Below are 26,683 nucleotides of genomic sequence, written 5' to 3'. Positions count from 1 at the left end.
TATATTGTTAATACATCCTAATATAAGTAACAATAAATAGTACTTTTAAACCCGTTAAGAAATCGATAGAGAGTTTTGAGATAATTAATGTAACGCATGAGGGAATCTTGCATGGAAAAAGCAAAGGATCATTATAAAAATCAAATTATTATGATTGGGTTTGGCTGTATTGGTCGCGCATTATTGCCCTTGCTTATTGATAAATTGAATATTAAACCTTCTCACATTACAGTGATTACCAATGGTGAAGAATCGATTGGCATAGCTCAAAAATTTGGAATAAATTTTCAAGTAAAAACAATTACACGCACGAATTATATCGAAATTATAGGGGACCGATTACAACCCGGGGATTTTGTAATTGATGTTTCAATTACTCTTTCCAGTTACTGCATGTTAACACTTTGTGAACAAAAAGGAGCTTTATACATTAACGCTTCTACGGAGCGATGGGGTAACGAATTTATTTTAGAAAACATACCTCCTGAGTCTCGAACTAATTATTTGCTACGGGAAGAGGTACTGAAGTTAAAAGGAAAAACGAATAAGACAGCGATTATAACTCATGGCGCCAATCCTGGTTTAGTGTCACATTTTGTAAAACAAGCGCTATTAAATATAGCTCGAGATAATCAGATCACGATTCAGATACCCAAAACACGTTCTGATTGGGCCAAGCTTGCATATACATTGGGTATTAAGGTAATTCATATCGCTGAACGTGATACTCAAACTGCTTTACCGTTTAAGACGGTCGGCGAGTTTGTTAATACCTGGTCGATTAAAGGATTTATTGAGGAGATAAGACAACCTGTAGAGATTGGTTGGGGAAGCCACGAACGTCACCTACCTGAAGGAGCGAAATCCCATACTGTTGGACCTAAATGTTCTATTTACCTTGAGCGCCCAAGTGCAAGTATTAAAATCCGCTCATGGACACCAAGCTTCGGTGCATACCATGGTTTTTTGATTACTCATCCCGAAACCACTTCGATTACGCATTTTTTGACTTTGAAAGAGGGCGCAGAGTTACACTATCGCCCCACGGTTCTTTATTCCTATTGTCCGTGTCCTGATGCAATTCTTTCTCTTTATGAACTTTATGGAAACGAGTGGATTCCTCAAAAAAAGAGTCGCTTAATTGTCGATGAAGTGACGCAAGGTGTAGATGAATTGGGGGTTTTATTAATGGGGAACCTCAAAGGAGCATATTGGTTTGGCTCAACCTTATCCATTGAGCAAGCACGTACATTGGCTCCGTATAATAATGCAACAAGCTTGCAAGTTGTGGCAGGGTTATTTGCCGGAATTGTTTGGGCAATTGAACATCCCAATCAAGGAATTCTTGAGCCTGAAGATCTGAATTATGAGGAGATTTTGAAGTTTGCTTTACCTTTTCTCGGTACTGTAGATGGGTATTATACAGATTGGACACCATTACAAAACAGAGGATGGTTGTATTCAGAAAACTTGGATGTTCAGGATCCATGGCAGTTCGTCAATACTCTGGTTTGACCCAGTGAAATAAAATGGGGATTGAATTCTTTGTTTTTGAGTGTAAAAAATTTATGTCCTATCGGTTTTCTCTACTGGATTAACACCCAATTTAATTGTAATCTTCGTAATTGCCAATACGATGTTTCTATGGCATTTATGTTGGTTTAACTTTGATTTGTAATAGGTTGCATCTGACTACGTCCCGCGGCACGTAGGTGATTGGAGTGATTATTACCTTTGATTTTAATTTAGGGAAGAGTATGGTTATATACGAAGTAAATTTAGCCATTGATGAAGCGGTTTATCCTCAATTTCAATTATGGTTAAAAAAGCATGTCAAAGAAATGCTTCAGCTTCCTGGATTTATGCAAGCATGCATTTTAAAACCTGAAAATGAGAGAACAGAGGATCAGGAGAAATTAACAGTCCAATACCAATTGGAAGATAGGGCGTCTTTAAACATATATTTCGCTGAGTTTGCTCTCAAGATGCGTGAGGAGGGACTTAATCTCTTTAAAGATAAATTTTCTGCTCAAAGAAGAGTTTTCGAAGTTCATGACAATATCGTTAAATAAATAGGGTATAACAATTTATATTGGAGTTCAGGGGTTTTCATCAATTGAATCTTTAAATCAAGAATTCTTTAGAGGGATACTACCTATATCGTGTCGATTAAATTATTAAAAAATTTGCATCGGGTATATGTTTTCATATAGCCTGTGTTTGTGCAGAAGTCATTGCACGTTGTCCTTTGGAATTGATATAGGATATAGAATGAGACAGATAATTAAATTTGGATTTATAGTGGGTTTGACGGCGAGTACTAGTGCTTTTAGTTCAGATCCTGTTGAAGGACTTTATTTGAACTTACTGGGGCAGATAAGTCATGCCTCAAGTCCTGATATTAATTTTACAATTAACAACCTGGCTACTTTAGGAACAATCCAATTAGGCCCCGTTGGCGGTGGGGTGGGAGCTGCTCTTGGCTATAAAATAAAAAATTTTCGAACAGAAGCGGAGCTTCTTTTTAATATAAATAATTACGGTTCACTCGAGGCGGGTTCTTGTACGCTTATTAGTCCTAAGGTACTAGGTCCTGAAGGAGTATGTCCTGCTGCTTTTGTGGATACTGGTCTAGGATTTAATGGTAACGTGATAGGTGTTTATGGGCTGGTCAATGTCTATTATGATTTTCAATTCACTAATGATTCCGGTGACAATTCGAATTTTGTTCCTTATTTAGGGGCGGGTTTTGGTGGGGCGTTTATCCAACATCATGCTGCCTTCATAACGAATGAGCAGTGTGTTAGCTTGGGTACTTGTGCGCCGATCATCAACGAAAGTTTCAATACGTCAAACACTGGATTTGCTGCCCAAGGGATTGTAGGGTTTTACTATTATCTTGATGATTTTACTACCCTGGGCCTGGATTTTCGTTACGTTTCTACGCTTAGTTTTAGCAAAAAAAATAATCCCACGAACGAAGTCGATGATACTTTTGGTATAAGTACAATCAACATCACAGCTAACTTTGCTCTTACAAAGGCAGACTAATAACTCTTTTTGTGATTTTAAATAAAATGCCATGAGGTTTTTTTATCATGGCATAAAGTGGTCCAAAAATTTCAGATTCTGTTTCAACCATTACAGCAATGCTATTTCCTCATTCAATCAAGCAGTTGAGTAGCATAATTTTCGTTTGAACATGCTCAATATGGGAATTCACACTCCTGGGTCACTATGAAATCTCAGAAAGATATTTCAAAATTTAAGTTTAATGTTTCAAAATAAGATATTTTGCTTCTATAGTTTTAAGTATGCGGCTTTAATTAATAAAAATTAGGGAAAAATCATGGCATTAAAATATGATGTGATCGTTTTAGGGGGCGGTAAAGGTGGTAAAACTCTGGCAGTTGATTTAGCGAAAACGGGTCAGCGAGTTGCTCTGGTTGAAGACAACCAAATTGGTGGTACTTGCATCAATGTGGCATGTATCCCAACAAAAACGCTCGTACAATCAGCTAAGATAGCCCACTATTGTCGCTCAGCAACGGCATATGGTTTAGAGGCGACTCTTGCTCCCATTGATTTTAAAGCGGTTCGTGCTCGTAAAGACGCAATAGTACATGCGATGCGTGAAGCGAATTTAAAACAATTTTTAGATTCAGGGATGGATCTCATGCTGGGTCGTGGACATTTTGTAGGACCTAAGACGATTGAAGTGAATTTATCCTCACCACGAGATGGTCAAAAAGTATTAGAAATTACTGCGGATAAAATTTTTATTAATACCGGAGCTTTACCTTTTATACCCCCAATTCCGGGGCTCGACAAAGTAAAATATTATACTAATGGCAGTTTAATGAATGTTGATAGTGTTCCTAAGCATTTGCTTGTAGTTGGGGGTGGCTATATAGGTTTGGAGTTTGCTCAGTTATTTCGTCGCTTGGGGGCGGATGTCACGGTGATTGAAGCAGATAGCAAGTTTATTGGCCGTGAAGATGGAGATATTGCTGATCAGGTTTTTGATACGCTAACTAAAGAAGGAATTCATTTCGCTCTTAATACTAAAATCAATAGTATTCAAGAAGCGCAAGGCGAGGTAATTATCAATACAAATCAAAATGGAAAATCCGGGCTTATTCGTGGAAGCGATCTTCTTATTGCTGTGGGACGTATTGCAAACACATCCGGATTAAATTTAGATAAAATAGGAGTTGAGCTTGATGAACGTGGTTTTATCAAAGTAAATGAACATTTGGAAACCACAATCCCAGGTATTTGGGCTTTGGGAGATGTAAAGGGTGGGGCACAATTTACACATTTATCTTTAGATGATTATCGTTTAGTCAAACATAATCTACAAAATCCACAGGGCAAACATTCAGTACAAGGGCGGCTTATTCCCTATACCGTATTTCTCGACCCGGAACTTGCCCGTATTGGAATGACAGAATCACAAGCTCTTGCTCAAGGTTATTCGCTAAAAATAGCAAAAATTCCAGCTGCAGTTGTTCCTAGGGCAAAAACACAAGGTGAAACAACAGGTGTTCTGAAAGCTGTTATTGATGCAAAAACAGATCGAATTTTAGGTGTGTCTATTTTTTGTGCCGAGGCGGGTGAAATCCTTGGTGTAATCCAATTGGCTATGGAGTTGGATATGCCTTATCAGAAATTACGAGATGTTATGTTTGCTCATCCTACATTAGTTGAAAGTATTAATTTGTGGTTTGCGGCAGTGACAGAAAAGGGCAATTCTTAAGTAATTAATTTGCGCATAAATAGATCATAATGGTGCCTTTCATGGCATGTAATCGACTGTTTATATTGCTTTGAAAGGGCCTTTTTTTGTTCTTTTTTAATAAAAATAGAATTAATTTTTATTAATTTGATTTAAGTTTGGATAAAAAACACTAAAAAGTGTTGATTTCAATTTCATCTTATGTAAACCTTGCGCAACTATGAGTAGGAAATTAATTTGCACAATAATTGGTATTAGTTGTCTTACATTCGGCATGATTGGACTGTCGCTTTATAAGAAAGCCCCGGTTCATACAAAACCGCTGCATCCTAAAAAAGAAATTATTAATAGCACAAAAGAAGTTATTAAAACCGAAAGTGTAAGAAACGTTACGGCAAACAATGATACCTCACATAAGAGCGCTGAAAAAATAGCAAATATAGCACCTAAGAGTGCTCATAAAGTAGTGGCTATAAGAAAAAGCTCTCGGCCTAAGCACACCCCAAGAAAGGTTATTATGAAAAGCAAAAATATTGCTTTGACAAAAGTATCTTTTGAGGAATTGCCAGGTTGGGACACTGCAGATGTTAAAAAATCTTTATTAGCATTTCAGAAGTCGTGTGAGACGTTTTTGAAACAGTCACCATCTCATACGATCAGGACACAACACATCAAACTAAAAGCCCGCGATTGGCATCCAGCGTGCAAGGCGGCTTTAGCTCTAGACTCAGTTTCTGAAGATTCAGCAAAAGCTTTTTTTGAAAAGTGGTTTCGTCCTATTGAGTTTGCACAAAAAAAACCAGTCCATGGTTTATTTACTGGCTATTACATGCCAAAAATAAAAGGAAATTTAACAAAAAGTCCTAAGTACAATACGCCAATTTACGGATTGCCAAAGGGAAAATATTCAACTTCCTTTACTCGTGAGCAAATTGATAATGGAGCCCTTAAGAAAAAAGCACCGGTGATTGCCTGGATCCATAGCCCTGCCGAACGTCTTTTTTTAGAGATAGAAGGTTCGGGTGTTATTCAACTGCCTAATGGTGAAAACATATACTTAGGCTATGCAGGTGAGAATGGTGCTCCTTACACCTCAATTGCCAAGGTAATGATTAATAAAGGGATCATGACGCGACATAACGCATCTAAAGCAGCGATTATACGCTATTTAGAGAATCATCCTGAAAAAGCAAAAACAATTATCCAGAAGAATAAATCCTTTGTTTTTTTTGAGGATTTAGGAGAGCCTATGGCGCTTGGAGCTCAAGGTATGGCGCTTACACCAGGCTATTCTTTAGCTGTAGACAAAAAGTGGATTCCCCTGGGTGCTCCACTCTGGTTAGATACGAAGCGGCCTGACAAAAATCAAGTAGACGAAAAACAATTTCAGCGCCTGATGATTGCACAAGATACCGGTGGCGCGATTCGTGGTTTTATGCGAGGAGATATTTATTGGGGTTCCGGAAAACTTGCAACATTTCTAGGTGAACATATGAAAAATGAAGGCCATTATTGGTTATTGCTTCCTAAGCATATTTTAAATCGATTGGCCAAAAAATCACTCTCATAATATGAAAAGTGTACGATTCATTTTTAACTCCAAGGGAAAGGAAATATTATGGTTTATAATGGAAGATTGTTCTTATCCTCAGGAAGAGGCGGCGCAGAATTAAGAACATATACAATTAATAGAATACAAAACGCAGCTAAGGAAAGATAGAAAATAATTTTTGCTATAACGATTAGAGTGGGATTTGTTCCTGTAAATCGATAAATAGCTGAGAGAATGGCTATTACCAAAAATACAAAAGCTCCTGTTAACATTATCTTTCCTTGAATTGAGTATTCACCATCATATAGTAGTACAAACTTGCTGACAGTGCTGCACCTTCCATGAAACCAGGTTAGTTTATTTCCATGCTATAAAAACTCTTTTAGAACTCTATTCTCCTAAATTTCCAAGGCCTTCATCACTTTGTCGACATCTGCCTCAATTATTTTATTGATTTCTGAAACTTGATCTGAATATCCAACAGATTCAACAATCAAGGTAGCAACTTCTTCATAAAAAGTGTCTCGTTCGCGATGTTGTTTTTCCAAAAAGTTCTTCATATCATCTATCGGAAGCGATGGGACTCGTCCATTTTTCATACGGCCAAGTTGAGTTGGAATAGAGACTTTCAAGTAAACAACAAATTCAGAGGATAACAATTTTCGGCATTGCTCGCTTGATACAACACACTCTTCCAATAAAACAACAACATTTTCTTTTCCGGTACAATGAGAAATGATGTCGGCTTGGCATCGATTAAACGCTGCTTCACCTTGCTCGCCCAGAATATCTCGTGTCTGCCGCCCAATATAGCGTTCAATACTTGGGTTTGCATCGACGATTTGCCACCCTAATTTTTTAGCCAACGCTTCGGTAAATACAAACTTGCCTGCGCCCATATGGCCGACGATGAAGATACGTTTTGTCATTTTTAATATCTCTTTTTAGTTTCAGTAATGAATTATAGCATGTAGATTTGGTCAAGAGGACCTTATCAAGATGATCAGAATCAATCATGTGGATTCTTTAAATCAGGCACCTATAACTTAGAAAAAATCAAGTTTAGTACTTCTTTTGTCCTGAAAAACACCATGATATACTGCATAATTCTACCCTTTGCCTATTGGGAGGTAGTGTGATGGACCACGAAAAACAACCATTGGGTGACGGTTTTGAAAATCCTCCATTTCCGAGAACATCATCTGAATTCATTACGGTGCTGGCACATTATCATAGAGCCGAGATTGCGCGGATGGCTGGATGGCGGGACCGAATAGACCGGACGACTAACTGGGCAATTACCGCTGTAGCCGCAATGCTTTCGCTGTCTCTGTCAACGCCCTCTGCGCATCACGGAGTGCTGCTGTTCGCGATGCTGCTTGTTCTACTCCTTCTCCTCATAGAGTCGAGGCGATATCGTTTTTTTGACGTCTACAGGGGGCGGGTGCGTCTGATCGAACGGTTTTATTTCGCCCCTATATTTATGGCAGCCAGAGTAACTGACGAACATTGGGCTCGAGTTCTTGGCCATGACCTGCGTGAGCCGCGTTTCCTTATGAGCTTCAGCGCGGCAATGTCGCGGAGGCTACGTAGAAACTATGTGTGGATGTTCCTCATTTTGCTGACGGCATGGATCCTGAAAATCTCGTCTAAAAAGTTGCAAATCAGCGGTGCTCTTCAAGGAGCGGCAATGTCTTGGGGCAAGATTGTGGAAAATGCGGCTTTGGGGTTAATTCCTGGGTGGGCCGTCTTGATCTGTGTCGCCCTATTCTTTATATGGATCGCCTATGCTTGCCTCCATTCACCAGAATATACCGGCGAACTATCATATGGAAATGTTCATGTATGATGGGTGCTATGATTATTTTTGAATTTGGGTTGAATTCCAAGCTTCCTATAATTACTAACGTGTTGTTATCTAATTTTTTTCGATACTTCCTTTAGGGTCTGTTTACATTTCTACTATCTTGGCCAAAATAGCCTGATTTTATGCGCTCCGATGCTCGAAAATCAGGCCATTTTGACTCAATCTAGCGAAATGTAAACAGACCCTAGAACAATACACCTGTTTCAATAAGCAATCGCCCTTGCGAGTGGTTTGTACCATTCTGACCAAAGGCTGAACCTGCAGTAATATTGTCTGCCTTCACAAGGGATACCTCGCCACGCGCAAAAAAGATGCCTCTCTGGTATGTTGGTGTTAGCGTTAGCGACCAGGCATTACTGCCAGGACCGTAAGCCACATTGGTCCCACCTGTAGTGTCACAATATACTCGGTGCGACCAGTGATGCTCCAATGGGTACTAAAAGCAAATTTGATCACCAAGGCAACGCCATAAGTTGATGCGGAGTCTAGAAGCCCGATACTCGTATCCTTAGGAATATGGGTAAATTGTAATGTGGGGCTAACCGTCAACCGGCCTGAGGTGTAAGAATAAATTAAGTCATAAATCTGACTGTTATTCTGCGCCAAAGGAGTCACGAGACTGGATTTATTGTCATGTCTCATATTGCCGGAAGCAACTACGCTGAGGCTATTTTTTGAATTAATAACGTAAGTCATTAGTCCCGAAAGCCAGTTAAGTCGCCCAGAATAAAAGCCATCGCTTAAAGCAACTGAACCACTAAAATCTCCCTGGTTGTAGTTCATTTGCACACCACGATTCACAGCATTAGTCTGATTCCAGAGCAATCCACGCTCAATATTAAAATTTTGGAAGGTAAAGCTATTTTCGCTGCCGATAAGCGTGAATAACTTGCCTGCGATTACCGAAAAATTATCACCAGGAGCAAGCTTGATAAAAGCTACTGGAACGGGACCGAAAAAATCACGGGTCGTATCGTCCACGCGCAGATAAGAAGTACCAAGAGAGGGTAACGAATAGGCGCCTGCCTGAACGTAAAACTGCAACAAACCTTTGGTTTTCTGGACAAACAGCTGGCCATTATCTAAATCGAGTCGTGAGTTGGAATCCCCCGCTACAGGGTTACTCTGCCTCAGGCCAAGACCGCTTAGGATGCCGGTGATGTAAATTGTTCCGAGTGGACCAGCTTCGATGTCAAAGGGATTAGAATTAGCAACAAGCGGACCTGTCATCACAGGGTAGGGTAAAGAAATTGAAGTCGTTTCAGCTTCTATAGTTTGAGCCCAGGTTGGCATTATTAGAACGCTAAAAATTGTATAAAATAAAATTTGAGCAATAGATTTTTTCATACCCGTTCTACACGCTAACCTTCAAAGTAAGATTTAATTTTTCAGTACGTTGGCATTTGATAACTTTGCTTCGGAATCTTTATAAACTTCCTAAAAAACTTATTCAATATAAATCCATAATAGCAAAGATAAAACCCAAACAAGAAATTAATAAAAATGGCGTATTGACTAACTTACTTAACCCCAAAGTGGGAATTTTCTTTTGCAACCCTTGCATTACAGAAAGGAATATCTCTTGCTTCTGTTCACACCTCAGCACACCTCAGGGGTCAGGTCTTGCCTTTTGCCTATTTATATGAAAAAAGCAAAAGGCAAGACCTGACCCCTATGCCTGACCCCTATGCCGTATGACCCTTCAGAATTTAATGCTATCTTAAAATGCCCGAAGGACTTATAACACTAAAGTGAGGTTTGACAATCCATTTATAATTTCAATACAATGCAAGAACAATATTAATTGATCAATTTGTTTAATATGAGTGGAAAAGGTTTAAATTATTGGCGACAAGCTTGGGATGATGCCGGGTTCCTTAAAGATTATCAGAATGCTGATTATTTGTTGAAACGCTATGCACGACAATCATTTACTTCTTATGGGAACGAGATAGCCGATTTTTATTTTGGTGAATCAAGAAGTATTTTTGTCCCAACTATTAATTCTAAAAGCTGTCGATCTACTCCGGATAGACAACGAATGGATAGTGTTATGGAGGATTTGCAAGGCATCCTTAATGGTCGTCCTATTTATAAAGATGGTGATTTACATAACATACTTCGGGTGTTTGGTGAAAAGACTAATCAGAATTACACGACATCTTTTAATATTGTAGAAAAACCATCCTTTTTTGAAAATTTTATTTTCCTTGAAATTTTCTTTTCATTTCTGAAGAAATGTTTTGGGAATGATCAAATTGAAGAAAAAGAAAATAGTTTCTCTCGGAAAAATTAAAAGTGCTCTATTTTTTAATTGATTAAGGTAAAGATATCCATGAGGACTAGGTTAGTTCATCACCTGATATATTGGATCAACAGCAAAAGAAGCATTAAAAGACCTATAGATAATAAATTTTGATTATCAGAACCTAAGTGGGGAAGGGAGTTCTCATCAGCGAGTTGAATCCACCAGAACATACAAGTCATAAGTCTGATTACTTATCTAATTAGACTTTATATTAGTATTTTGTTTTGTGCTCATTCTGTGAGCTATGGATCAATGGGGGTCAGACTCTGAGCTCGCACCTCAGGGGTCAGGTCTTGCCTTTTGCCTATTTATATAAAAAAGCAAAAGGCAAGACCTGACCCATATGTGTTTTGACCCATATGTGTTTCATATGTGTTTGATAAGCGAGACTAAAAGGATACACAGTGAAAGATACTAAACGTATGCCAGCTACTGGACCGAGTTGGGAGACCCTCAAGCAATGGGGTAACAATGTCGCTCGCATCGAGCGGCTTACTGGAGGAGTTGCTAATGATGTGTGGAGTGTGCGCGTCAATGGGCACCTCGCAGTTGCTCGCCTCGGTTCCAGGAGTGACGCGGATCTTGCGTGGGAGATGGAGCTTCTCCAATACCTTGACCGTGAAGGTCTAACCGTGCCGCTTCCCATCCCGACTGCGGACGGCCGCCTATTCGCTGAAGGTCTGGTGGTGATGACTTACGTAGAGGGCGGGCCGCCTGAGTCGCAAGCCGACTGGCGTCGCGCAGCCGATACGCTCCGCCAGTTGCACCGCTTGACGCAGGACTGGCCACAGCGCCCAGGCTGGCGATCATCGATCGACCTCCTGCTCGCGGAGACTGGGACGAGGATCGATCTTCGCGCGATGCCACCTGAGGGTGTTGCTCGATGCCGGGCAGCCTGGGCACGGTTAGTCGGACGTCAGACATGCGTCGTCCACGGTGACCATAACCCTGGCAATATCCGCATGACCAGAGATCGGGTCGGGCTGATCGACTGGGATGAGGCACACGCCGATGTTCCCGACCTCGACCTGGTCCTACCCCACAATGCCGCTGGTCTCGATGAGGTCGCTCTTGATAACGCCGCACAAGCATCGGCCGCATGGGAAGCCGCCGTCTGCTGGGACGACGAGTTCGCCGTTAAACGACTCGCAGAAGTTCGAGCAGTCTGAGCATGTGCTCACATTGAATTTTCTAATCTATTTCAAAAGGCATCCATCTTCTCATTCTCCCCGAAATTCGCTCCTCTGGAGTTTGAGCCGATACATTAATTTTTGTTGGTGTACTGAGGTTGTTATCGGGATCTAGCGTATTGGCGTTTAAAACACAGAGCGACTTACCTTCATGGGTCATCAACCCACCAATATAAACACCGCAAGCACCACAAAAAAGGCGATCGCTGGTTTTGTGACCCATTTGATAGTAGAAAGTATTTTCTTTATTTTCTATTTTAATTATTAAAAATCCTTCTGGATCTGCCACATTAATATTGCCCTGTTTATGACAGAATGAACATGAACATTTTCTAAGCCAAAGCGCTTGTGGTGAATTTGGCGTGTTGAATTCCAGCTTGATATTACCACAATGACAAGCACCCTTTAAGATATGCATTGTTGATTTATCCTTTCACCACGAATGTTTTGGGGTAATAAATGACAAAGGCTTCCGAGGAAGCCTTGAATGTGGCATCAACAAGGATTGTCGTCTCCATTATTGTTGTGCCAGCTACACTGGGCGAGCCTTTGTGTAGTCTCGAATGTCTGATGCTAAAGCAGAGCAGGAACAATTGAATTATAGTAATTTCTATGGTTAATTACAAATGATAAGTTTTGGCTTTGACTTTATTAAAGTAATGAGGATAAATTATAGGGAACTAATCCACATTACCAATCTGTTTTAAAAATTTACATCGGAGTTGGAGTAATGTATTCAATCTTCGATGGAGCTTCGTGCAGTATTTTTTTATTGTTTTTTGTTTACTCCAAACACTCTTCATAAGCAGATCAAATTCATCAGCAAAAGCCTTGCTATGTACCATTATTTGTTAGCAGCATTCATAAGTATTTTTAACCCTATAAAGTTTTTAAAATTATTTTTTTCTTCTGAGCTATTTCAAGTCTACTATTTTTATAGTAGAGTCTACTAAAGATATAGTAGCTAATTTGGTTTCTGGAGAAAATGTCAATGAAAAGAGGGTCAAACACTTTTGCTCACGATCGCCTCCTTACAGAGGTAGAACTTGAATTAATGAATATTATTTGGAGCCTTAATAAAGTAACGATTAAAGATATTGTTTCACATTTGCCCAAGGAAAGACCTTTGGCTTACACCACTGTAGCAACCGTAGTAAAAGTGCTTGAGCAAAAGGGATTTCTGGGATGCCAAAAAAACTCTTATGCTCATGTTTTTCTCCCTGTTGTTACAAAGGCTGAGTATGAAAGTACATGTATTGATCAGATGGTAGCGAACGTTTTTGATGGGGAACCAAGTGCACTTGTGCAAAGACTTTTGACGGCAAAAAAGCTACAACATGACGACATTCAGGCAATTGAGAAAGCGCTGAAACAATTGGTAACTTCCGAACAACAAATAGAGGACTAGTCATGTTATTCCTGGAAATTTTATTGAGCATTCATTGCTTACTTTTAGTAAGCTCATGGATGATTGGAGGTCGTTGGCTTGCAAATCAACCCTCGTTTAAACTTAAGTTAGCCCGCCTTTTATTGGTCAGTTGTGTAGTTTCTCCATTAGTAGTTCATTGTGTAAGCACCACACAAAAACCTGAGCGTCATCACTATGAATCTATTGATGTCTTGCAAGAGTATGTCAACCAACCCATCTTAAAGGCTAAACCTTCGCAAGAAGCCTTTGAATCAGAAAGCACTTTTTCAATAGGCAATACGAGTTATTTTCAACTTTTTTATATCGTGTTTTGTTTGCTCATCTTGTTCCGAGGTTATAAAGTAGTATTGGCTTTGGGGCGCTTAAACGCCACGCTGGCTGAAGCAACTCCTTACAGAACTTCCGGCAAACTGGTTATTAAAGTATCTCACCGCTGCCATATTCCTTTCTCAGTAGTTTTATTTAACAAAGCTTATATCGTATTGCCAGTATCCTTACTTTCTTCCTCCAAGAATGTGAACATTGCGATTGCTCATGAAGGCCAACACCATCGTAATGGTGATTGTCTATGGGCCTATTTTATTGAGGTTTTACGTATCCTTTTCTTTGGCAATCCAGGTGTTAGTCGATGGAGCCGTATTTTAAGCGAATTACAAGAATTTTCATGTGATGAAGTATTGGTAGGCCAGACAAAAATTTCGACACATGACTACGGCCACTGTCTGTTTGATGTAGTACAGACAGTATCTCAATGTACTTTGTCATCTAACCGAGAAATTGCATGCACGGTAGGTATGGCTTTTGGCAAAAACAACAAAGACTGTACTTTTATTATTAGGAGAATTTCAATGTTATCAGCTTATCCAGTTAAACCATCTAAATCCTTATTGCTAGGGATGGTTTTTGCGGGGTTTTCTGTTTTGGCCCCAATATGTGTTGCCTATTCAGCAGTAGGTTCATTGAGTAGTTCTAAAGCAAGAGAAATCGATACATCCCATTTAGATTCTAAAATGCAAAGCATTGCAGAACAGGAAATTAAAACTGCGGTGAAACAATATCATGCAAAATCAGGTGTTATTGCAATCGTCGATCCTGCCACAGGTAATCTCATTGCATTTGCTGAGGCGGGTAAGAGTAAAAATCACAACAGTTGGAAGTCCCGTATTTTTTCACCTGGATCTACGATAAAACCTTTCATCGCAGCTGCAGCGATTGATTCTGGGAGCAGCTCTGAAACAAAGAGTTATGATTGCCATTCACCTTATTTCATAAAAGGAAAATCATTTACTAACTACAGTCCCAATGTAGGTGATGCTTCTTTGGAAGAGGCTATTGCCAAGTCGATTAATGTCTGCCTTATTAAGGTATCCCTGGAAGCCGGAGCACCAGTAATCCGCAAAAAACTCACTGAATTTGGTTTTGACATGAACACCTGGTGGCAAGCAAATCAAAGTGATGACTTACAACTTGCTATGGCTTCACTTGGTGAGAACATACCGGTCACGATTGATTCATTAACAAGATCCTATGCCATTCTTGCTAACAAAGGGCGCTCATTCAAAGAAGGGGAAGCTCCTATTATTTCAGCAACAACAACACGCTCAATAAATCATATTCTTGAGAATGTCATTACAAATGGCACTGGAGCACTTGCTGCGACTCCTGGTGTTCGCATAGCCGGTAAAACAGGAACAGTTGCAGAAAATATTAATTTTGCTCAGGGTAAACGTCTCGCCTTGTTTGCTGGGTATGCACCGATTAATGCGCCACGCTACGCCATGGTGGTCGTAATTGAAGACGGCCATTTAAGCAAAAATGGCAAGACTTTGACTTCCGGTGGAGAGTTGGCTGCGCCTGTATTCCGTAATGTTGCGATGAAATGGTCTGAATAATCACTCAGTAAATTATAGGTAGGGCATCTTTTGCACTTATACCACTATGAAATGAAATATTGGAATTTATTATGAAGAAAATAATTGTATTTTTATTTACGGGACTATTATTTTGTACCACAACTTATGCTCAAGATAGATGTTTTTTGGCAAAAGAAAATGAAACTGTATTAAAACATGAAGGTGGTGGTTGCAATCAGCGCTATGCGCCAGCTTCGACTTTTAAAATTGCATTAAGCCTTATGGGCTTTGATTCAGGAATACTAAAAGATGAGAAGCATCCTGAATGGCCATACAAAAAAGAATATGAGCGCTCTACCGTCAATGTATGCAGCCATTCTCATACCCCTCGCACCTGGCTAAGAGATTCTTGCGTTTGGTATTCCCAAGTATTGACCAAACAATTAGGGATGAAGCGATTTAAAAATTATGTTGATGCATTTCATTATGGTAATCAAGATGTATCAGGCGATAAAGGTCAAAATAATGGCTTAACTCATGCATGGCTTTCAAGTTCTCTTGCTATCTCACCAGTGGAACAAATTCAGTTCTTACAAAAAATAATCGATAAGAAACTCCCTGTACGTCAAAAGGCTTTAAACATGACCAAGGACATTCTCTACATCCAAGAATTAGCTGGCGGTTGGAAACTGTATGGAAAAACAGGAACCGGTTTACAATTAACAACAGATAAAAGTCAAAAACTACCCTTGCAACACGGATGGTTTCTAGGCTGGATTGAAAAGAATGGTCGTGCAATTAGTTTTGTCAGCCATGTCACGGATAGCAAAGAAAAAGTCAGCTTTGCCAGTCTTAGAGCAAAAAATGACGCACTCATTAAATTGTTTTACTTGATTAATGAGTTGGAAAAATAATTGCTAATAAAAGCTGCTGATTAGAAAGATGGGGCCTGAAGTGATTAGAAAAGCTATCAGACGCCTTAATCACTAAGTCTGATTATCCTGAAAATCAAATACAGAAGCACCTCAGGGGTCAGGTCTTGCCTTTTGCCTATTTATATAAAAAAGGCAAAAGGCAAGACCTGACCCCTATGTGCTTTATAAAAAAGGCAAAAGGCAAGACCTGACCCCTATGTGCTTTTGCCAAAGATAAGTCACTTTAAATTGGAGGCGGTGATTTTTATGCTCGACCAATGCCCTCGGAATCCAAGGGGCCAGGTTAATACACCCAATGACAAAGGGTTTTGTTCCCTTAGGTAAGTTTGATGATTGCACCGATGCAATGATTTGCTAATCTCACTTTGTGATTTTTCAATGACCATTGGTAAGTCTTTTGTTGGTGTCATTTAGTAAGCATGCTCCACTTGGGGGCAGCAAGGTTAACTAGCAGTCGCAATAAAATCGATAGGTTAATTGGGGAAAATAATCAATCCACGCTTATTGCTGTAAAGTCACAGTGCAATACAAATCGTCGCTATTTTTCAAAAAATCTAAATCCACTACTTCCTCTTTGTCTAACAGACGCTTCATTTCTGCCACTTTATACCTCTAATGAACAATGCTTAGTGGTTCATAGTCTAAAGATTCAGTCATAGTTATAGGTGGTAGTGGGGAAGAGAAGAGAGAATAGCGCATCATCTGCCTCATATACTGTTGATATCCTTGAGACTCCATAATATTTTTTTGGAAATCTTTTAGATTATTCAGTTTTAGTTCATATCCTGTTTTCATTAAATTATTAAACTGACCATCGTCTATGCTGGAATATAAACCAGCTAATTCGACCCATAGTTTTTGCCGTACTTCAATTTTTATTACCTCCCAGATAGGGAGTAAATTGTTTTCAAGGAGTGAAAACAGCTGGATTAGCTTTCTATATTCTTTTACTGTTTGGGGATGAGTGAATGGTTTTAAGAAATTCATTGCTACTTGTTCAATAACTTGTTCTTTACGCGCCGTAACAGCTAGTGCAAAAGATTTTTCCATAGGAATAAATTTTTTATATTGAGGTTCGTAGATAAGTACTTCACCAGTTTCAAGCTCATAAAACCAACCATGGATATTTAACTCTTTGCGTGCCAGTTTTTCGGCAATGAGAGGATAAGATTTTAAATGCTCTATCTGGAGCAAAATGTTTAGTTTGGTGGCATGATTTACTTTTAAGGTAAAGTCGCGATCATCAAGCATGTTTGCGTCATTCATTTGTTTTAAGACAGAATGAGAATGAGTAAGCCATGAGGCTACTTCTGGAAGGCGTTCTTTTAAGTTAGGCGTTAATAATCCCTTCATAGCACCACAGTGTGAGTGACCACAGATAATGATGTCTTTTATACTATCAAGTTCATTTAGGGCGAATACGAGTCCTGCTCCTTCGCTGGAGGGAATAGGTGAGGGGGGAATAATATTGCCTACATTGCGAATAGTAAATAACTCTCCCGGTTTTGTTTGTGTTAAAAGATTTGGCATTAAGCGCGAATCGGAGCAGGTAATAAATAAAATTTCAGGCTTTTGACCGATACTTAATTCTTTGAAAATTTCCTGCATTTGTTTAAAGGAATCATTTTGAAATTGACGTACTCCAAGCATTAGTCTGATTAACATTGAAAACTCCTTTTTAAGTCGGTAACTGGATTTCATCGCAAAAGCTTATAAAAATAAGCTATTATTTTGTTAATCGTAAAGAAATTTTTCAAAACTGTAAAGGAATCAAATGAAAAACAACATAATGATTTATTTCTTATCTTGCGTGGACTCGTCTGAGTCATCCCTACATACGTAATATTTCCTGAATAAACAAATGATAGTATGTGCATCGTTTTATAAGATGCAATCTCTAAAATATATTATTAAGGGCAGGTTAGTATTATGGGAATTAATATTGTTGCCTACCAATTCCTTTTCAATCACCAAAACACATTAAATTTGCGCTCTATATGCACTCTATAAAGTTTTTTAAAATTTGTGAAGCTTCAGAGCCCCTTGCTGTTATTGGTCGGAGTGACAAGAATCGAACTTGCGACCCCTGCCTCCCGAAGGCAGTGCTCTACCAGGCTGAGCTACACTCCGTGTTGTGTACTAAGTTTAATGTGAGAGTTTGCTGTACTCTACCAAGGCTACTTAAAGCGAAAAAATTAATAGCTTCTTTGCAAAGCAAATTGAGCTAAATTGATAAGCGCTTCTTTATATTTTGAATCAGGTAATATTGTTAAAGAGGACAACGCTTTGTCGATTTCTTGTGCTGCTATGTTTTTAGTATATTCTATTGCTTTTGTTTCTTCTAAAGATACAAGGATCTCAGGTAAAAAATCCAAACTGCCTTTTTTAAGGCTTTCCATAATTTGTTGCTTTTGTAGTTCAGTGCCATGTTGTAATGCATAAATTAAAGGTAATGTAGCTTTTCCATCAGCTAAGTCATCGCCTATATTTTTACCAATAGTTTTGGCATCAGAACAATAGTCTAAAGCATCGTCTATGAGTTGGAATGCATTACCTAGGTGCAGGCCATAGGAATAGAGACTGTCTTGCATTTCCTTGGAGGAGTTGCAAATCATTGGGCCTATACACGCAGCAGCTGCAAATAAAAGAGCTGTTTTTGCACGAATTACATCAAAGTACTCATCAAAGGTTAATGCAGGGTTATGGCGATTCGATAGTTGTTTGACTTCCCCACAGCTGATTTCAAGTGCTGTTTTGGCAAAAAGCTTAAGTACCTCTGAATTACCGGAATCAACAATTAACTCGATTGATTGGGTAAAGAGATAATCACCAACTAGAATACTTGCTTTGCTACCCCAAATGTCATTTGCTGTTTGACGTCCTCTTCTTAAAGTGGATTCATCAATGACGTCATCGTGAAGTAATGTAGCTGTATGAAAAAATTCCACCATGGTAGCCAGAGTAATATGCTCATTACCTTGATAACCGCATGCATTACTTGTTAAAAGAACCAACAATGGTCGTAGTCTTTTGCCGCCACTTTCTATTATATGGTGAGACATGTCATCAATTAAGCCAATTTGCGATTCAATTTTATTAACAATTAAAGTATTAACTGCATTAAAATCGTCACTAACTAGCGCGCGTATACTGTCAATCGCCATTGTTTTTCCTCTACGATTCAATCAACAAATGCTAAGGTTGGGCATGCCAATTGTCAAGTAAAAGTAGGCTTAACTTTAGGGTCTATTGACAATTCTACTCCCTTGGTCAAAATGATGAGATTTTATGTGCTGCGATGCTCACATACTTCGTATATACTGCGTTTTGGTGCTCTAAAAATCTCATTATTTTGTCTTAATCGAGCAGCCCCTAGCTTATACATTAAATCGAAAATGCATTACATCTCCATCGCAAACGACATAATCTTTACCTTCCAGACGCAATTTTCCGGCTTCTTTAGCTCCTTGCTCGCCTTTATAAGTGATAAATGCATCATAGGCTATGACTTCCGCGCGGATGAATCCCTTTTCAAAATCTGTGTGAATGACACCTGCAGCTTGCGGTGCAGTAGCTCCTTTAGGAATGGTCCAGGCTCTTACTTCTTTTACTCCAGCAGTAAAATAAGTTTGTAACCCCAACAATTCATAACCTGCACGGATCACTCGATGCAATCCGGGTTCACTTAGCCCTAAATCTTCCATGAATTCTTGGCGATCTGCTTCATCCAGTTCAACTAACTCCGCTTCAGTTGCCGCGCATAGAGCAACGATACTGGCTTTTTCTTGGATGGCCAAGTGACGCACTTGATCAAGTAATGGATTGTTTTCATAACCATTATCATCGACATTCGCAATATAAAGCACCGGTTTCGCAGTGAGTAAAAAAAGACGGCGTACAATAGGTTCTTCTTCTGTGCTTAATTCAAGTGTGCGAACAGGATGGCCTGCATCAAGATGTGCCTTGATTTTTTCCAGGGTCTTCATTTCAAAAAGTGCTTCTTTATTACCGCTACGCGTGTTTTTTCCTGTTTTTAGTATGGCTTTTTCAAGCGTTTCCATATCAGCTAAAGCAAGCTCAGTATTAATAACTTCAATGTCACTTAGCGGTTTGACATGACCCTCCACGTGAACCACATCAGTATTTTCAAAGCAACGTACCACATGAGCAATGGCATCGGTTTCACGAATATTGGCCAAAAACTGGTTACCCAAACCTTCACCCTTGGATGCCCCTTTAACAATACCCGCAATATCAACGAATTGCATGGTGGCTGGGAGCACTTGTTGTGGTTTTACTATCTCACTCAAAGCATCGAGACGAGGATCTGGAACTGTAACTATCCCTACATTGGGTTCAATGGTGCAAAAAGGATAGTTTGCTGCTTCAATACCTGCTTTGGTGAGTGCATTGAACAGAGTTGATTTACCAACATTGGGCAAGCCCACAATGCCGCATTTAAATCCCATGTGTAGTACCTCTAAATTGTTAAAACTAAACTAACTGTTACCCGCATCAACTGCGTGCAAATCCAACGAGAATTTTTTCATTGGGGTAAGCAGTCCCTAAACGTTCAATTGATTCATTGCCCTAGCTAAATCGCCCGAGAAGACTAAAGGCATTGCTGCAATACCTCTATCAATTGCATCATAAATGAGTTGCCTGTCTTGTGCCGAGGGTCTTCCGAGCACAAATTGATGGACTAAATCTCTATGCCCAGGATGACCAATTCCAATGCGTAAGCGGTGAAACTCTGTGCTACCTAATTGGGCTATTATATCTCTTAATCCATTATGACCGCCATGACCTCCACCTGTTTTAAGTTTAATGCGTCCTGGGGGTAAATCCAATTCATCATGTACAACCAGTATTTCTTGGGGTTGAATTCGATAAAATTGGCTGATAAGCCGGGTCGGTTGACCACTATGATTCATAAAAGATGTGGGCAAAACTAATTGAGCTGCATGCTGATTTAACTCCAACTCAGCCAATTCGGCCTGCATTTTTTTTTCCAGCTTGAAAAAGACACTGTGTCGCTGTGCTAGGGCAGAGATTAACCATCCACCGGCATTATGGCGAGTGTGCTCGTATGCTGATCCTGGGTTGCGTAAACCAATGATAAGTTTTATTGCCATGGTATCGCTCTTTTAGATAGGGGGCGTAATTTTGGCGCTTTTATAGCCTGGGTGAAGCGCAGCGGAACCCGGGTTAGTTTGCACAAAATTCCCAATGCTTCGCTTCCCCAGGCTACGGTTTACATTTTTTCAATCAAATTTGAATGATTACTCTTCATTTTTCTCAGCGTCAACAGTTGGTACAGCTGATGCTGGGACTTCTGCTTCAGCTTCTATTGTTTCTTCCTCTTCTGTTGCAATTACTCTAGGCATGTGGATGCTTACAACAGGAGCATCATGACTTCCATCTGTAACATCAACAGTAAGTTTTACCCCTTTAGGTAATTTTAAGTGAGATAAATGAACAATATCGTCCATTTTGACGTCTGCCATATCTACTGCGATAAACTCAGGCAAATCTTTTGCTTGGCAGCGGACTTCTACTTGAGTCATGGTGTGGTTAATAATACCGCCAGCTTTAATACCAGGAGCTTTATCTTCATTGATAAAGTGAATCGGTACTAATTTAACCAGAACATCAGTTTTAGAAACGCGTTGCAAATCGATATGCATTACAACAGGCTTATAAGGATGACGTTGTAATGCCTTCAAAATAACATGTTCAACTTTGCCATCAATAGTTATATCAAAAACACTGGAATAGATACTTTCAGTTTCCAAAGCTTTAATTACTTTATTATGTTGAAAATGAATTGACATTGGCTTTTTATCACCGCCATAAATTACACCAGGTACTTTATTTTCAAGACGACGTAGGCGGCGGCTCGCACCTTTCCCCATATCCGTTCTTGTTTGTGCTTCTAAAAGGACATTTGACATTATATACTCCAAAAATTTATATAAGTTTCCTTCAGGGTTTGCTTACTATTCCACCATCTCGGTCGCAAGGCTTTGCGGCTCAATCTAGCGAATTGGAAACAGACCCTAAGTTTAATCCGCGACCAGATTAAACGCCGGATAATGAGTTAAAAAATCCGGAAAGGGTGGCGAAGTATACAATATTTTAAAATGAACTTGAAGTCATAGTCATAATTTCATAGAATATGCGACTTTATGAATTTGTGATAGCCAATCAGGCGAATTGGAGAAAAATTATGTATGCGGTAATCAAAACTGGCGGTAAGCAATACACCGTGAAGGAAGGTGATGTGTTAAAAATTGAATTACTGCCTGAAGATGTTGGCAATGAAATACAATTTAAAGAAGTATTAATGTTGGCTGATGGTGATAAAATTGTTTGTGGTTCTCCATTAGTTGCCAAGGCAACAGTGAAAGCTGAAGTGCTTGATCATGGTCGTCACAAAAAAGTTAAAATTATCAAGTTTCGTCGTCGTAAGCACCACATGAAACACATGGGGCACAGACAATATTATTCGCAAGTTAAAATTACTGCGATAAGCAAGTAAGAGAGGATAGCAATGGCTCATAAGAAAGCAGGTGGTAGTACTCGTAACGGCCGCGACTCGAATCCCAAGTATCTTGGAGTGAAGCGTTTTGGCGGTCAGTTCGTTAATGCGGGTGAAATAATTGTAAGACAACGTGGTACACGTTTTCATCCAGGACCTGGCGTAGGTTGTGGTCGTGATCATACCTTGTTTGCCTTGGTTGAAGGCCTGGTACAGTTTGTTGTCAAAGGTGACAAAAATCGTAAATATGTAACAATAGTTGCAGAACAAAAAGAAGAAGCTGCAAATTAATTATTACAGTAGCCAGAATACCGTATGGTGGCATTGGCTATTTATGATGTGTTCTGGAATTACCTTAATTCAGACTACATTTTATACCTAAATACAATGTTATTAGCCCCGGTAACGGGGTTTTTTTTTATTTTGAGGGTGGTCATGAAATTCGTTGATGAGGCAGTGATAAAAGTAGACGCAGGCCATGGTGGAAATGGTTGCTTAAGCTTCCGACGCGAAAAGTTCATACCACGAGGTGGCCCTGATGGGGGTGATGGGGGTGATGGGGGCAGCGTTTATTTTGAAGCCAGCACCGATTTAAATACCCTTGTTGATTTTCGTTATATGCGTCATTACAAAGCAGGCAATGGCCAATCCGGAATGGGAGGAAATTGTACTGGGAAAAAAGGTGATGATTTAATAATAAAAGTACCTGTTGGTACTATGGTTTATGATGTGGATACTGGAGAATTGCTTGGTGATATTAAGGAACCAGGTGTTCCTGTATTGATTGCTCAAGGTGGATTTCATGGTTTAGGAAATACGCGCTATAAAAGTAGTGTGAACCGTTCTCCAAGGCAAACTACTCCAGGAAGTCCAGGGGAGTCACGACATTTACGTTTGGAGTTGCGCGTTTTAGCTGATGTAGGTCTGTTGGGATTGCCTAATGCAGGAAAATCTACTTTAATTCGCGCGGTTTCCAGCTCAAAAGCTAAAGTAGCTGATTATCCTTTTACAACATTACATCCGAGTTTAGGCGTTGTAAGCGTTTCGTCGCACAAGAGTTTTGTGATGGCAGACATCCCAGGTCTTATTGAAGGAGCCTCTACAGGAGCTGGACTTGGGCACCGATTTTTAAAGCATCTTGCACGTACGTGTGTGTTACTCCATGTAATTGATGTGGCCCCTTTAGATGATAGTGATCCTGTTGAATCAGCCAAAGCAATTATTCATGAGTTAGCAGAATACAATCCTGAACTTTTGCAAAAGCCTCGATGGTTGGTATTGAACAAAATAGATATGTTACCCGATGCAGCAAGCCGAGAAGAAAGAATCAAAACTATAGTGAATGGTTTGAACTGGAAAGACAAAGTCTTTGCAATTTCAGCAATCAGTAGTGAAGGCACGCAACAATTGTGTTATTCACTGATGCAATTGATTGATGAGATGAAAGAGTCTGAAGCATAGCCACTCTGTAGCATATTCAATTACTGAGGCACTACGGTAAGGTATATTATGGGTTTCACGGCCTTTATGGTGATTGCTGTAGTCAATAATTAATTGTGTTGTTCCTTGTGATGGCTGTTGCTGCCAATATTCTTCTAAACCACGTATATGAAAATTTAGCGTGTTTTTATGCAACTCTGTAAAATGTAACAAATGATGTATGTTAGGTTTACTGAGCTGTAATTGCAGTAATCCTCCAGTTGCTTCATCGATAATGGTTATGGGTTCATTGATACGTGTAATTAGTTCACGTAGGTTTTCAGACGCTTTTTTATCTACATCACTAATAATATGAGGCTCTAGGATAGGGCCAACAATGGTTTTTATTTTATCTGCCAGATTGGGAATACAACGGACCTTAAATTCAATATAAGGTGACTCCCAGCGATAACCTGTTTGGCAATCAATATCCTGGAGCGCATCTTCCAATTTTTGGGCTATTTCACTTTCTGCCAAACCAAAAATTCGCCATTTGAGTATTTGTTTTTGGCTGTGAGTGGTTTGCTGTAATAGAGGCATTACATACTGATTAAACATCGGCAAGCATTCACGAGGTGGTCCTGGTAACAGAAAAAAATGTCTATTATTCCATGGATAATAACATCCCAAAGCACTGCCTACAGGATTGGGTAAGGGCTGGGCTTGCTCGGGAAAAAGGCATTGCTGAACGTTTCCTGGATTGAGCGCTAGATTTGCATCGTGTAATCGGCTTTTAATATGTTCAAGAGCTACAGAGTGTTGTACTAACGCCTCACCAGTAAATTGAGATAAGGCAAAACGGGTGAGATCATCAGTAGTTGGCCCAAGTCCGCCAATGATAATGATGATGTCATGTTTTTTGGTCAGAAAGCGCAAACAATTAATGATATCAACCTTTTTGTCACTGCAGGACATATGCACGCCTAAAGGCAAGCCTTCGGAACTTAGTGCATGGGCAATGTCACGACCATTAGTATTTAGGGTATCGCCATGAACTATTTCATCACCGGTTGCTAAAATGGCTACCGTCATTGTCTGTTTTCCAAGCGTCAATATTCACTTGATTTTATAGCATAATTTGAAAAATCTGTAATAGTTATTGACATTTATTCCCAAATTGCCTAATAACTAAAAAAGGTGGTTTTTTTTAAGATATACTGTTGCTATCTATAGTTTTACGATTATTTGTATGTGAAGGAGAAATTATGGAATTTTCAAGCCGTTATGTAGCGCATGTTCCTGACGCTCAAGGGTTTGTGAATTATACTGAAGAAGAAAACAGAATTTGGAATATTTTATTTGAAAGACAAATAAAATTAATACCTGGGCGAGCCTGTGATGAATTCATATTAGGATTAAAAACATTAGGTATTAAATCTGAAGGAATTCCACAGATTCCCGATCTAAATAAAAAGCTTAAAGCAGCGACAGGTTGGCAAGTGTCTGCGGTTGCTGCATTAATTTCTGCTCGAGAATTTTTTGAGTTGTTGGCAACAAAGCATTTTCCTGTAGCTACATTTATTCGTAATGAAGAAGAGTTGGATTATGTAAAAGAACCTGATATTTTTCATGAAGTATTTGGTCATTGTCCCATGTTGACAGATAAGGTATATGCAGAATTTGTTTATGATTATGCTAGGAACGTGTTAACTTTTCCTGAGTCAGATTGGCCTTTATTACAACGTATGTTTTGGTTTACAGTTGAGTTTGGTTTAATTAAAAGTGCACAAGGTCTGCGAGCTTATGGTGGTGGGATACTGTCTTCTATTAGTGAAACGGTATATAGTGTAGAAAGCGATGTTCCGCTTAGAGTAAATTTTGAACCAGTCGCGGCGTTTCGTATGCCTTACCGTATTGATATGTTGCAACCAGTTTATTTTGTAATCACTGATTACCAGGTTTTGTACGATTTTGTTTTATCTGATATAGGTAAACTTTTAGCTCGAACTCGGGAGCTTGGGGAGTTTCCGCCATTTTTTAAGGTGGATCCAAATAATCCTAATATCCATATTAGAGCGTGTTAATCTAGGTATATTGTAATGAACAGCTAGTCTTGTTAACATCGAGCAACCTAGTTTGTTCATTGGCTGTTTCAAGTCAAGGAGCATTATTTGATTAAAGTACTAATTGTTGATGACCATGCATTGGTTCGAATGGGAATTCGACGATTACTCGAAGATATGTCAGATGTTGAGGTAGTCGCTGATGCAGAAAGTGGTGAACAAGCTTTAGCATTAGTAAAAAAATATTCCCCAGATGTTGTTCTTTTAGATATGAAAATGCCCGGAATCGATGGGTGGGAAGTAACGCGTCGCCTGAAAAAATCAAATCCACACGTTAAGGTTATTGCTGTAACTGCGATGTGTTCTGATGTGTTGCCTACTCGTGTTTTGCAATTAGGAGCTATGGGGTATCTGACGAAAGAATCGGGTGCCGAAGAAATGGCTGCCGCAATCCGCAAAGTTGCAAAAGGGGAAAAGTACCTTAGTGCCGAAATCGCTCAAAAAGTAGCGATTAATAGTTTAGAAGAAGTGCAAGGTTCGCCTTTTGATGTGTTATCTGAGCGTGAAATGCAAGTGATGTTGATGATTACCAGCGGCATGAATGTCCAGGAAATTAGTGATAGGCTTTTCCTGAGCACAAAAACAATTAATGGTTATCGTTATCGAACATTTGAAAAATTAGGCATTAAAAATGATGTGGAGCTCACTTATTTGGCTTTAAAACACGGAATTATAGAAAATCCTATCGATCTGGCATCAGAAGATTAAAAGGCGTTGTAGCCTGGCTG

General features: G+C 39.4%; 27 protein-coding genes and 1 tRNA gene. 16 read left to right on the top strand and 12 right to left on the bottom strand.

The features are described 5' to 3' along the window. The first annotated feature begins 111 nt into the window (after positions 1–111). From Lani_RS04450 to mltA, 5 genes are all read left to right on the top strand, one after another. Positions 112–1,515, top strand: a complete 1,404-nt coding sequence (locus Lani_RS04450; RefSeq protein ID WP_019233589.1) for a saccharopine dehydrogenase C-terminal domain-containing protein — start codon at positions 112–114, stop codon at positions 1,513–1,515. A 206-nt stretch (positions 1,516–1,721) separates the two neighbouring features. After that, a complete protein-coding gene (locus Lani_RS04445; RefSeq protein WP_223499500.1) occupies positions 1,722–2,072 on the top strand; it encodes a DUF4286 family protein in 351 nt (116 codons plus the stop codon). Positions 2,073–2,271: 199 nt separating this feature from the next. Then, positions 2,272–3,051 carry an outer membrane protein gene (locus Lani_RS04440; RefSeq protein WP_019233591.1) on the top strand — a complete coding sequence of 260 codons (780 nt, stop codon included), beginning with the start codon at positions 2,272–2,274 and terminating at the stop codon, positions 3,049–3,051. Positions 3,052–3,349: 298 nt separating this feature from the next. Next, positions 3,350–4,759 carry a mercuric reductase gene (locus tag Lani_RS04435; RefSeq protein WP_019233593.1) on the top strand — a complete coding sequence of 470 codons (1,410 nt, stop codon included), beginning with the start codon at positions 3,350–3,352 and terminating at the stop codon, positions 4,757–4,759. A 253-nt stretch (positions 4,760–5,012) separates the two neighbouring features. Then, complete coding sequence (gene mltA / locus Lani_RS04430) at positions 5,013–6,308, top strand: murein transglycosylase A (protein ID WP_019233594.1); 1,296 nt, start codon at positions 5,013–5,015, stop codon at positions 6,306–6,308. 53 nt (positions 6,309–6,361) lie between these two features. On the opposite strand, the gene Lani_RS04425 is transcribed toward mltA, so the two are convergent. Beyond that, on the bottom strand, positions 6,362–6,562 hold the full coding sequence (locus Lani_RS04425) for a DUF1328 domain-containing protein (RefSeq protein WP_019233595.1): 201 nt from the start codon (positions 6,560–6,562) through the stop codon (positions 6,362–6,364). Between the two features lie 126 nt (positions 6,563–6,688). Continuing rightward, the gene (locus Lani_RS04420; protein WP_019233596.1) at positions 6,689–7,219 is read right to left on the bottom strand and encodes a shikimate kinase; all 531 of its coding nucleotides are present in this window, start codon (positions 7,217–7,219) and stop codon (positions 6,689–6,691) included. Positions 7,220–7,428: 209 nt separating this feature from the next. Here Lani_RS04420 and Lani_RS04415 point away from each other — a divergent pair, with 209 nt between their 5' ends. Beyond that, entirely contained in the window at positions 7,429–8,139 is a 711-nt protein-coding gene (locus Lani_RS04415) for a DUF2270 domain-containing protein (RefSeq protein WP_019233597.1), read from the top strand. A 202-nt stretch (positions 8,140–8,341) separates the two neighbouring features. Here Lani_RS04415 and Lani_RS21150 read toward each other — a convergent pair whose 3' ends face one another. Beyond that, complete coding sequence (locus Lani_RS21150; protein WP_160163607.1) at positions 8,342–8,533, bottom strand: outer membrane beta-barrel protein; 192 nt, start codon at positions 8,531–8,533, stop codon at positions 8,342–8,344. Further along, positions 8,497–9,504 carry an outer membrane beta-barrel protein gene (locus tag Lani_RS04410; RefSeq protein WP_085956440.1) on the bottom strand — a complete coding sequence of 336 codons (1,008 nt, stop codon included), beginning with the start codon at positions 9,502–9,504 and terminating at the stop codon, positions 8,497–8,499. Before Lani_RS04410 ends, Lani_RS21150 begins: the two co-directional genes overlap by 37 nt. A 475-nt stretch (positions 9,505–9,979) precedes the next feature. On the opposite strand from Lani_RS04410, the gene Lani_RS04405 reads away from it, so the two are divergent. Beyond that, complete coding sequence (locus Lani_RS04405; RefSeq protein WP_019233598.1) at positions 9,980–10,453, top strand: hypothetical protein; 474 nt, start codon at positions 9,980–9,982, stop codon at positions 10,451–10,453. Positions 10,454–10,887: 434 nt separating this feature from the next. Further along, positions 10,888–11,634: a phosphotransferase enzyme family protein gene (locus tag Lani_RS04400; protein ID WP_040522556.1), complete on the top strand. Its 747-nt coding sequence runs from the start codon at positions 10,888–10,890 to the stop codon at positions 11,632–11,634. A 22-nt stretch (positions 11,635–11,656) separates the two neighbouring features. Here Lani_RS04400 and Lani_RS04395 read toward each other — a convergent pair whose 3' ends face one another. Then, entirely contained in the window at positions 11,657–12,073 is a 417-nt protein-coding gene (locus tag Lani_RS04395; RefSeq protein WP_019233600.1) for a GFA family protein, read from the bottom strand. Between the two features lie 567 nt (positions 12,074–12,640). On the opposite strand from Lani_RS04395, the gene Lani_RS04390 reads away from it, so the two are divergent. From Lani_RS04390 to blaOXA, 3 genes are all read left to right on the top strand, one after another. Continuing rightward, positions 12,641–13,063 carry a BlaI/MecI/CopY family transcriptional regulator gene (locus Lani_RS04390; protein ID WP_040522520.1) on the top strand — a complete coding sequence of 141 codons (423 nt, stop codon included), beginning with the start codon at positions 12,641–12,643 and terminating at the stop codon, positions 13,061–13,063. 2 nt (positions 13,064–13,065) lie between these two features. Further along, positions 13,066–14,976 carry a M56 family metallopeptidase gene (locus Lani_RS04385; protein ID WP_019233603.1) on the top strand — a complete coding sequence of 637 codons (1,911 nt, stop codon included), beginning with the start codon at positions 13,066–13,068 and terminating at the stop codon, positions 14,974–14,976. A 71-nt stretch (positions 14,977–15,047) separates the two neighbouring features. Beyond that, positions 15,048–15,851 carry a class D beta-lactamase gene (gene blaOXA, locus Lani_RS04380; RefSeq protein ID WP_019233604.1) on the top strand — a complete coding sequence of 268 codons (804 nt, stop codon included), beginning with the start codon at positions 15,048–15,050 and terminating at the stop codon, positions 15,849–15,851. A gap of 633 nt (positions 15,852–16,484) precedes the next feature. Here blaOXA and Lani_RS04375 read toward each other — a convergent pair. The 6 genes from Lani_RS04375 to Lani_RS04350 form a co-directional block, all read right to left on the bottom strand. Continuing rightward, on the bottom strand, positions 16,485–17,537 hold the full coding sequence (locus Lani_RS04375; RefSeq protein WP_019233605.1) for a carbonic anhydrase: 1,053 nt from the start codon (positions 17,535–17,537) through the stop codon (positions 16,485–16,487). A gap of 388 nt (positions 17,538–17,925) precedes the next feature. Next, positions 17,926–18,002, bottom strand: a tRNA-Pro gene (locus tag Lani_RS04370). Positions 18,003–18,067: 65 nt separating this feature from the next. Further along, positions 18,068–19,036, bottom strand: a complete 969-nt coding sequence (locus Lani_RS04365) for a polyprenyl synthetase family protein (protein WP_019233606.1) — start codon at positions 19,034–19,036, stop codon at positions 18,068–18,070. A 213-nt stretch (positions 19,037–19,249) separates the two neighbouring features. After that, positions 19,250–20,341, bottom strand: coding sequence for a redox-regulated ATPase YchF (gene ychF / locus Lani_RS04360; protein WP_019233607.1), 1,092 nt, complete (start codon positions 20,339–20,341; stop codon positions 19,250–19,252). Between the two features lie 96 nt (positions 20,342–20,437). Next, positions 20,438–21,007, bottom strand: a complete 570-nt coding sequence (gene pth, locus Lani_RS04355) for an aminoacyl-tRNA hydrolase (RefSeq protein ID WP_019233608.1) — start codon at positions 21,005–21,007, stop codon at positions 20,438–20,440. A 147-nt stretch (positions 21,008–21,154) separates the two neighbouring features. Beyond that, a complete protein-coding gene (locus Lani_RS04350; protein WP_058388416.1) occupies positions 21,155–21,826 on the bottom strand; it encodes a 50S ribosomal protein L25/general stress protein Ctc in 672 nt (223 codons plus the stop codon). 275 nt (positions 21,827–22,101) lie between these two features. Here Lani_RS04350 and rplU point away from each other — a divergent pair, with 275 nt between their 5' ends. The 3 genes from rplU (at position 22,102) to cgtA (ending at position 23,874) form a co-directional block, all read left to right on the top strand. Next, positions 22,102–22,413, top strand: coding sequence for a 50S ribosomal protein L21 (rplU, locus tag Lani_RS04345; protein ID WP_019233610.1), 312 nt, complete (start codon positions 22,102–22,104; stop codon positions 22,411–22,413). Between the two features lie 12 nt (positions 22,414–22,425). Next, positions 22,426–22,704, top strand: coding sequence for a 50S ribosomal protein L27 (gene rpmA, locus Lani_RS04340; RefSeq protein WP_019233611.1), 279 nt, complete (start codon positions 22,426–22,428; stop codon positions 22,702–22,704). 144 nt (positions 22,705–22,848) lie between these two features. Then, positions 22,849–23,874, top strand: coding sequence for an Obg family GTPase CgtA (cgtA, locus tag Lani_RS04335; protein WP_058388415.1), 1,026 nt, complete (start codon positions 22,849–22,851; stop codon positions 23,872–23,874). Here cgtA and Lani_RS04330 read toward each other — a convergent pair. Then, positions 23,830–24,924, bottom strand: a complete 1,095-nt coding sequence (locus tag Lani_RS04330) for a competence/damage-inducible protein A (protein ID WP_058388414.1) — start codon at positions 24,922–24,924, stop codon at positions 23,830–23,832. The two genes, cgtA and Lani_RS04330, sit on opposite strands and share 45 nt — an antisense overlap. Positions 24,925–25,097: 173 nt before the next feature. Between Lani_RS04330 and phhA the strand changes: the two genes are divergently transcribed. Beyond that, positions 25,098–25,916 carry a phenylalanine 4-monooxygenase gene (gene phhA / locus Lani_RS04325; RefSeq protein WP_019233614.1) on the top strand — a complete coding sequence of 273 codons (819 nt, stop codon included), beginning with the start codon at positions 25,098–25,100 and terminating at the stop codon, positions 25,914–25,916. 87 nt (positions 25,917–26,003) lie between these two features. After that, entirely contained in the window at positions 26,004–26,663 is a 660-nt protein-coding gene (gene letA / locus Lani_RS04320) for a two-component system response regulator LetA (protein WP_019233615.1), read from the top strand. The last annotated feature ends 20 nt before the right edge of the window (positions 26,664–26,683 follow it).

The sequence above is a fragment of the Legionella anisa genome (genome assembly GCF_001467525.1).
GTDB lineage: Bacteria > Pseudomonadota > Gammaproteobacteria > Legionellales > Legionellaceae > Legionella > Legionella anisa.
This window is presented reverse-complemented; position numbering and strand designations above follow the sequence as displayed.

Coding starts and splice junctions, on each gene's coding strand:
- Lani_RS04450 (WP_019233589.1), top strand. CDS start 112: ATGGAAAAAGCAAAGGATCATTATAAAAATCAAATTATTATGATTGGG.
- Lani_RS04440 (WP_019233591.1), top strand. CDS start 2,272: ATGAGACAGATAATTAAATTTGGATTTATAGTGGGTTTGACGGCGAGT.
- Lani_RS04435 (WP_019233593.1), top strand. CDS start 3,350: ATGGCATTAAAATATGATGTGATCGTTTTAGGGGGCGGTAAAGGTGGT.
- mltA (WP_019233594.1), top strand. CDS start 5,013: ATGATTGGACTGTCGCTTTATAAGAAAGCCCCGGTTCATACAAAACCG.
- Lani_RS04425 (WP_019233595.1), bottom strand. CDS start 6,562: ATGTTAACAGGAGCTTTTGTATTTTTGGTAATAGCCATTCTCTCAGCT.
- Lani_RS04420 (WP_019233596.1), bottom strand. CDS start 7,219: ATGACAAAACGTATCTTCATCGTCGGCCATATGGGCGCAGGCAAGTTT.
- Lani_RS04415 (WP_019233597.1), top strand. CDS start 7,429: ATGGACCACGAAAAACAACCATTGGGTGACGGTTTTGAAAATCCTCCA.
- Lani_RS04410 (WP_085956440.1), bottom strand. CDS start 9,504: ATGAAAAAATCTATTGCTCAAATTTTATTTTATACAATTTTTAGCGTT.
- Lani_RS04405 (WP_019233598.1), top strand. CDS start 9,980: ATGAGTGGAAAAGGTTTAAATTATTGGCGACAAGCTTGGGATGATGCC.
- Lani_RS04400 (WP_040522556.1), top strand. CDS start 10,888: ATGCCAGCTACTGGACCGAGTTGGGAGACCCTCAAGCAATGGGGTAAC.
- Lani_RS04395 (WP_019233600.1), bottom strand. CDS start 12,073: ATGCATATCTTAAAGGGTGCTTGTCATTGTGGTAATATCAAGCTGGAA.
- Lani_RS04390 (WP_040522520.1), top strand. CDS start 12,641: ATGTCAATGAAAAGAGGGTCAAACACTTTTGCTCACGATCGCCTCCTT.
- Lani_RS04385 (WP_019233603.1), top strand. CDS start 13,066: ATGTTATTCCTGGAAATTTTATTGAGCATTCATTGCTTACTTTTAGTA.
- blaOXA (WP_019233604.1), top strand. CDS start 15,048: ATGAAGAAAATAATTGTATTTTTATTTACGGGACTATTATTTTGTACC.
- Lani_RS04375 (WP_019233605.1), bottom strand. CDS start 17,537: ATGTTAATCAGACTAATGCTTGGAGTACGTCAATTTCAAAATGATTCC.
- Lani_RS04365 (WP_019233606.1), bottom strand. CDS start 19,036: ATGGCGATTGACAGTATACGCGCGCTAGTTAGTGACGATTTTAATGCA.
- ychF (WP_019233607.1), bottom strand. CDS start 20,341: ATGGGATTTAAATGCGGCATTGTGGGCTTGCCCAATGTTGGTAAATCA.
- pth (WP_019233608.1), bottom strand. CDS start 21,007: ATGGCAATAAAACTTATCATTGGTTTACGCAACCCAGGATCAGCATAC.
- Lani_RS04350 (WP_058388416.1), bottom strand. CDS start 21,826: ATGTCAAATGTCCTTTTAGAAGCACAAACAAGAACGGATATGGGGAAA.
- rplU (WP_019233610.1), top strand. CDS start 22,102: ATGTATGCGGTAATCAAAACTGGCGGTAAGCAATACACCGTGAAGGAA.
- rpmA (WP_019233611.1), top strand. CDS start 22,426: ATGGCTCATAAGAAAGCAGGTGGTAGTACTCGTAACGGCCGCGACTCG.
- cgtA (WP_058388415.1), top strand. CDS start 22,849: ATGAAATTCGTTGATGAGGCAGTGATAAAAGTAGACGCAGGCCATGGT.
- Lani_RS04330 (WP_058388414.1), bottom strand. CDS start 24,924: ATGACGGTAGCCATTTTAGCAACCGGTGATGAAATAGTTCATGGCGAT.
- phhA (WP_019233614.1), top strand. CDS start 25,098: ATGGAATTTTCAAGCCGTTATGTAGCGCATGTTCCTGACGCTCAAGGG.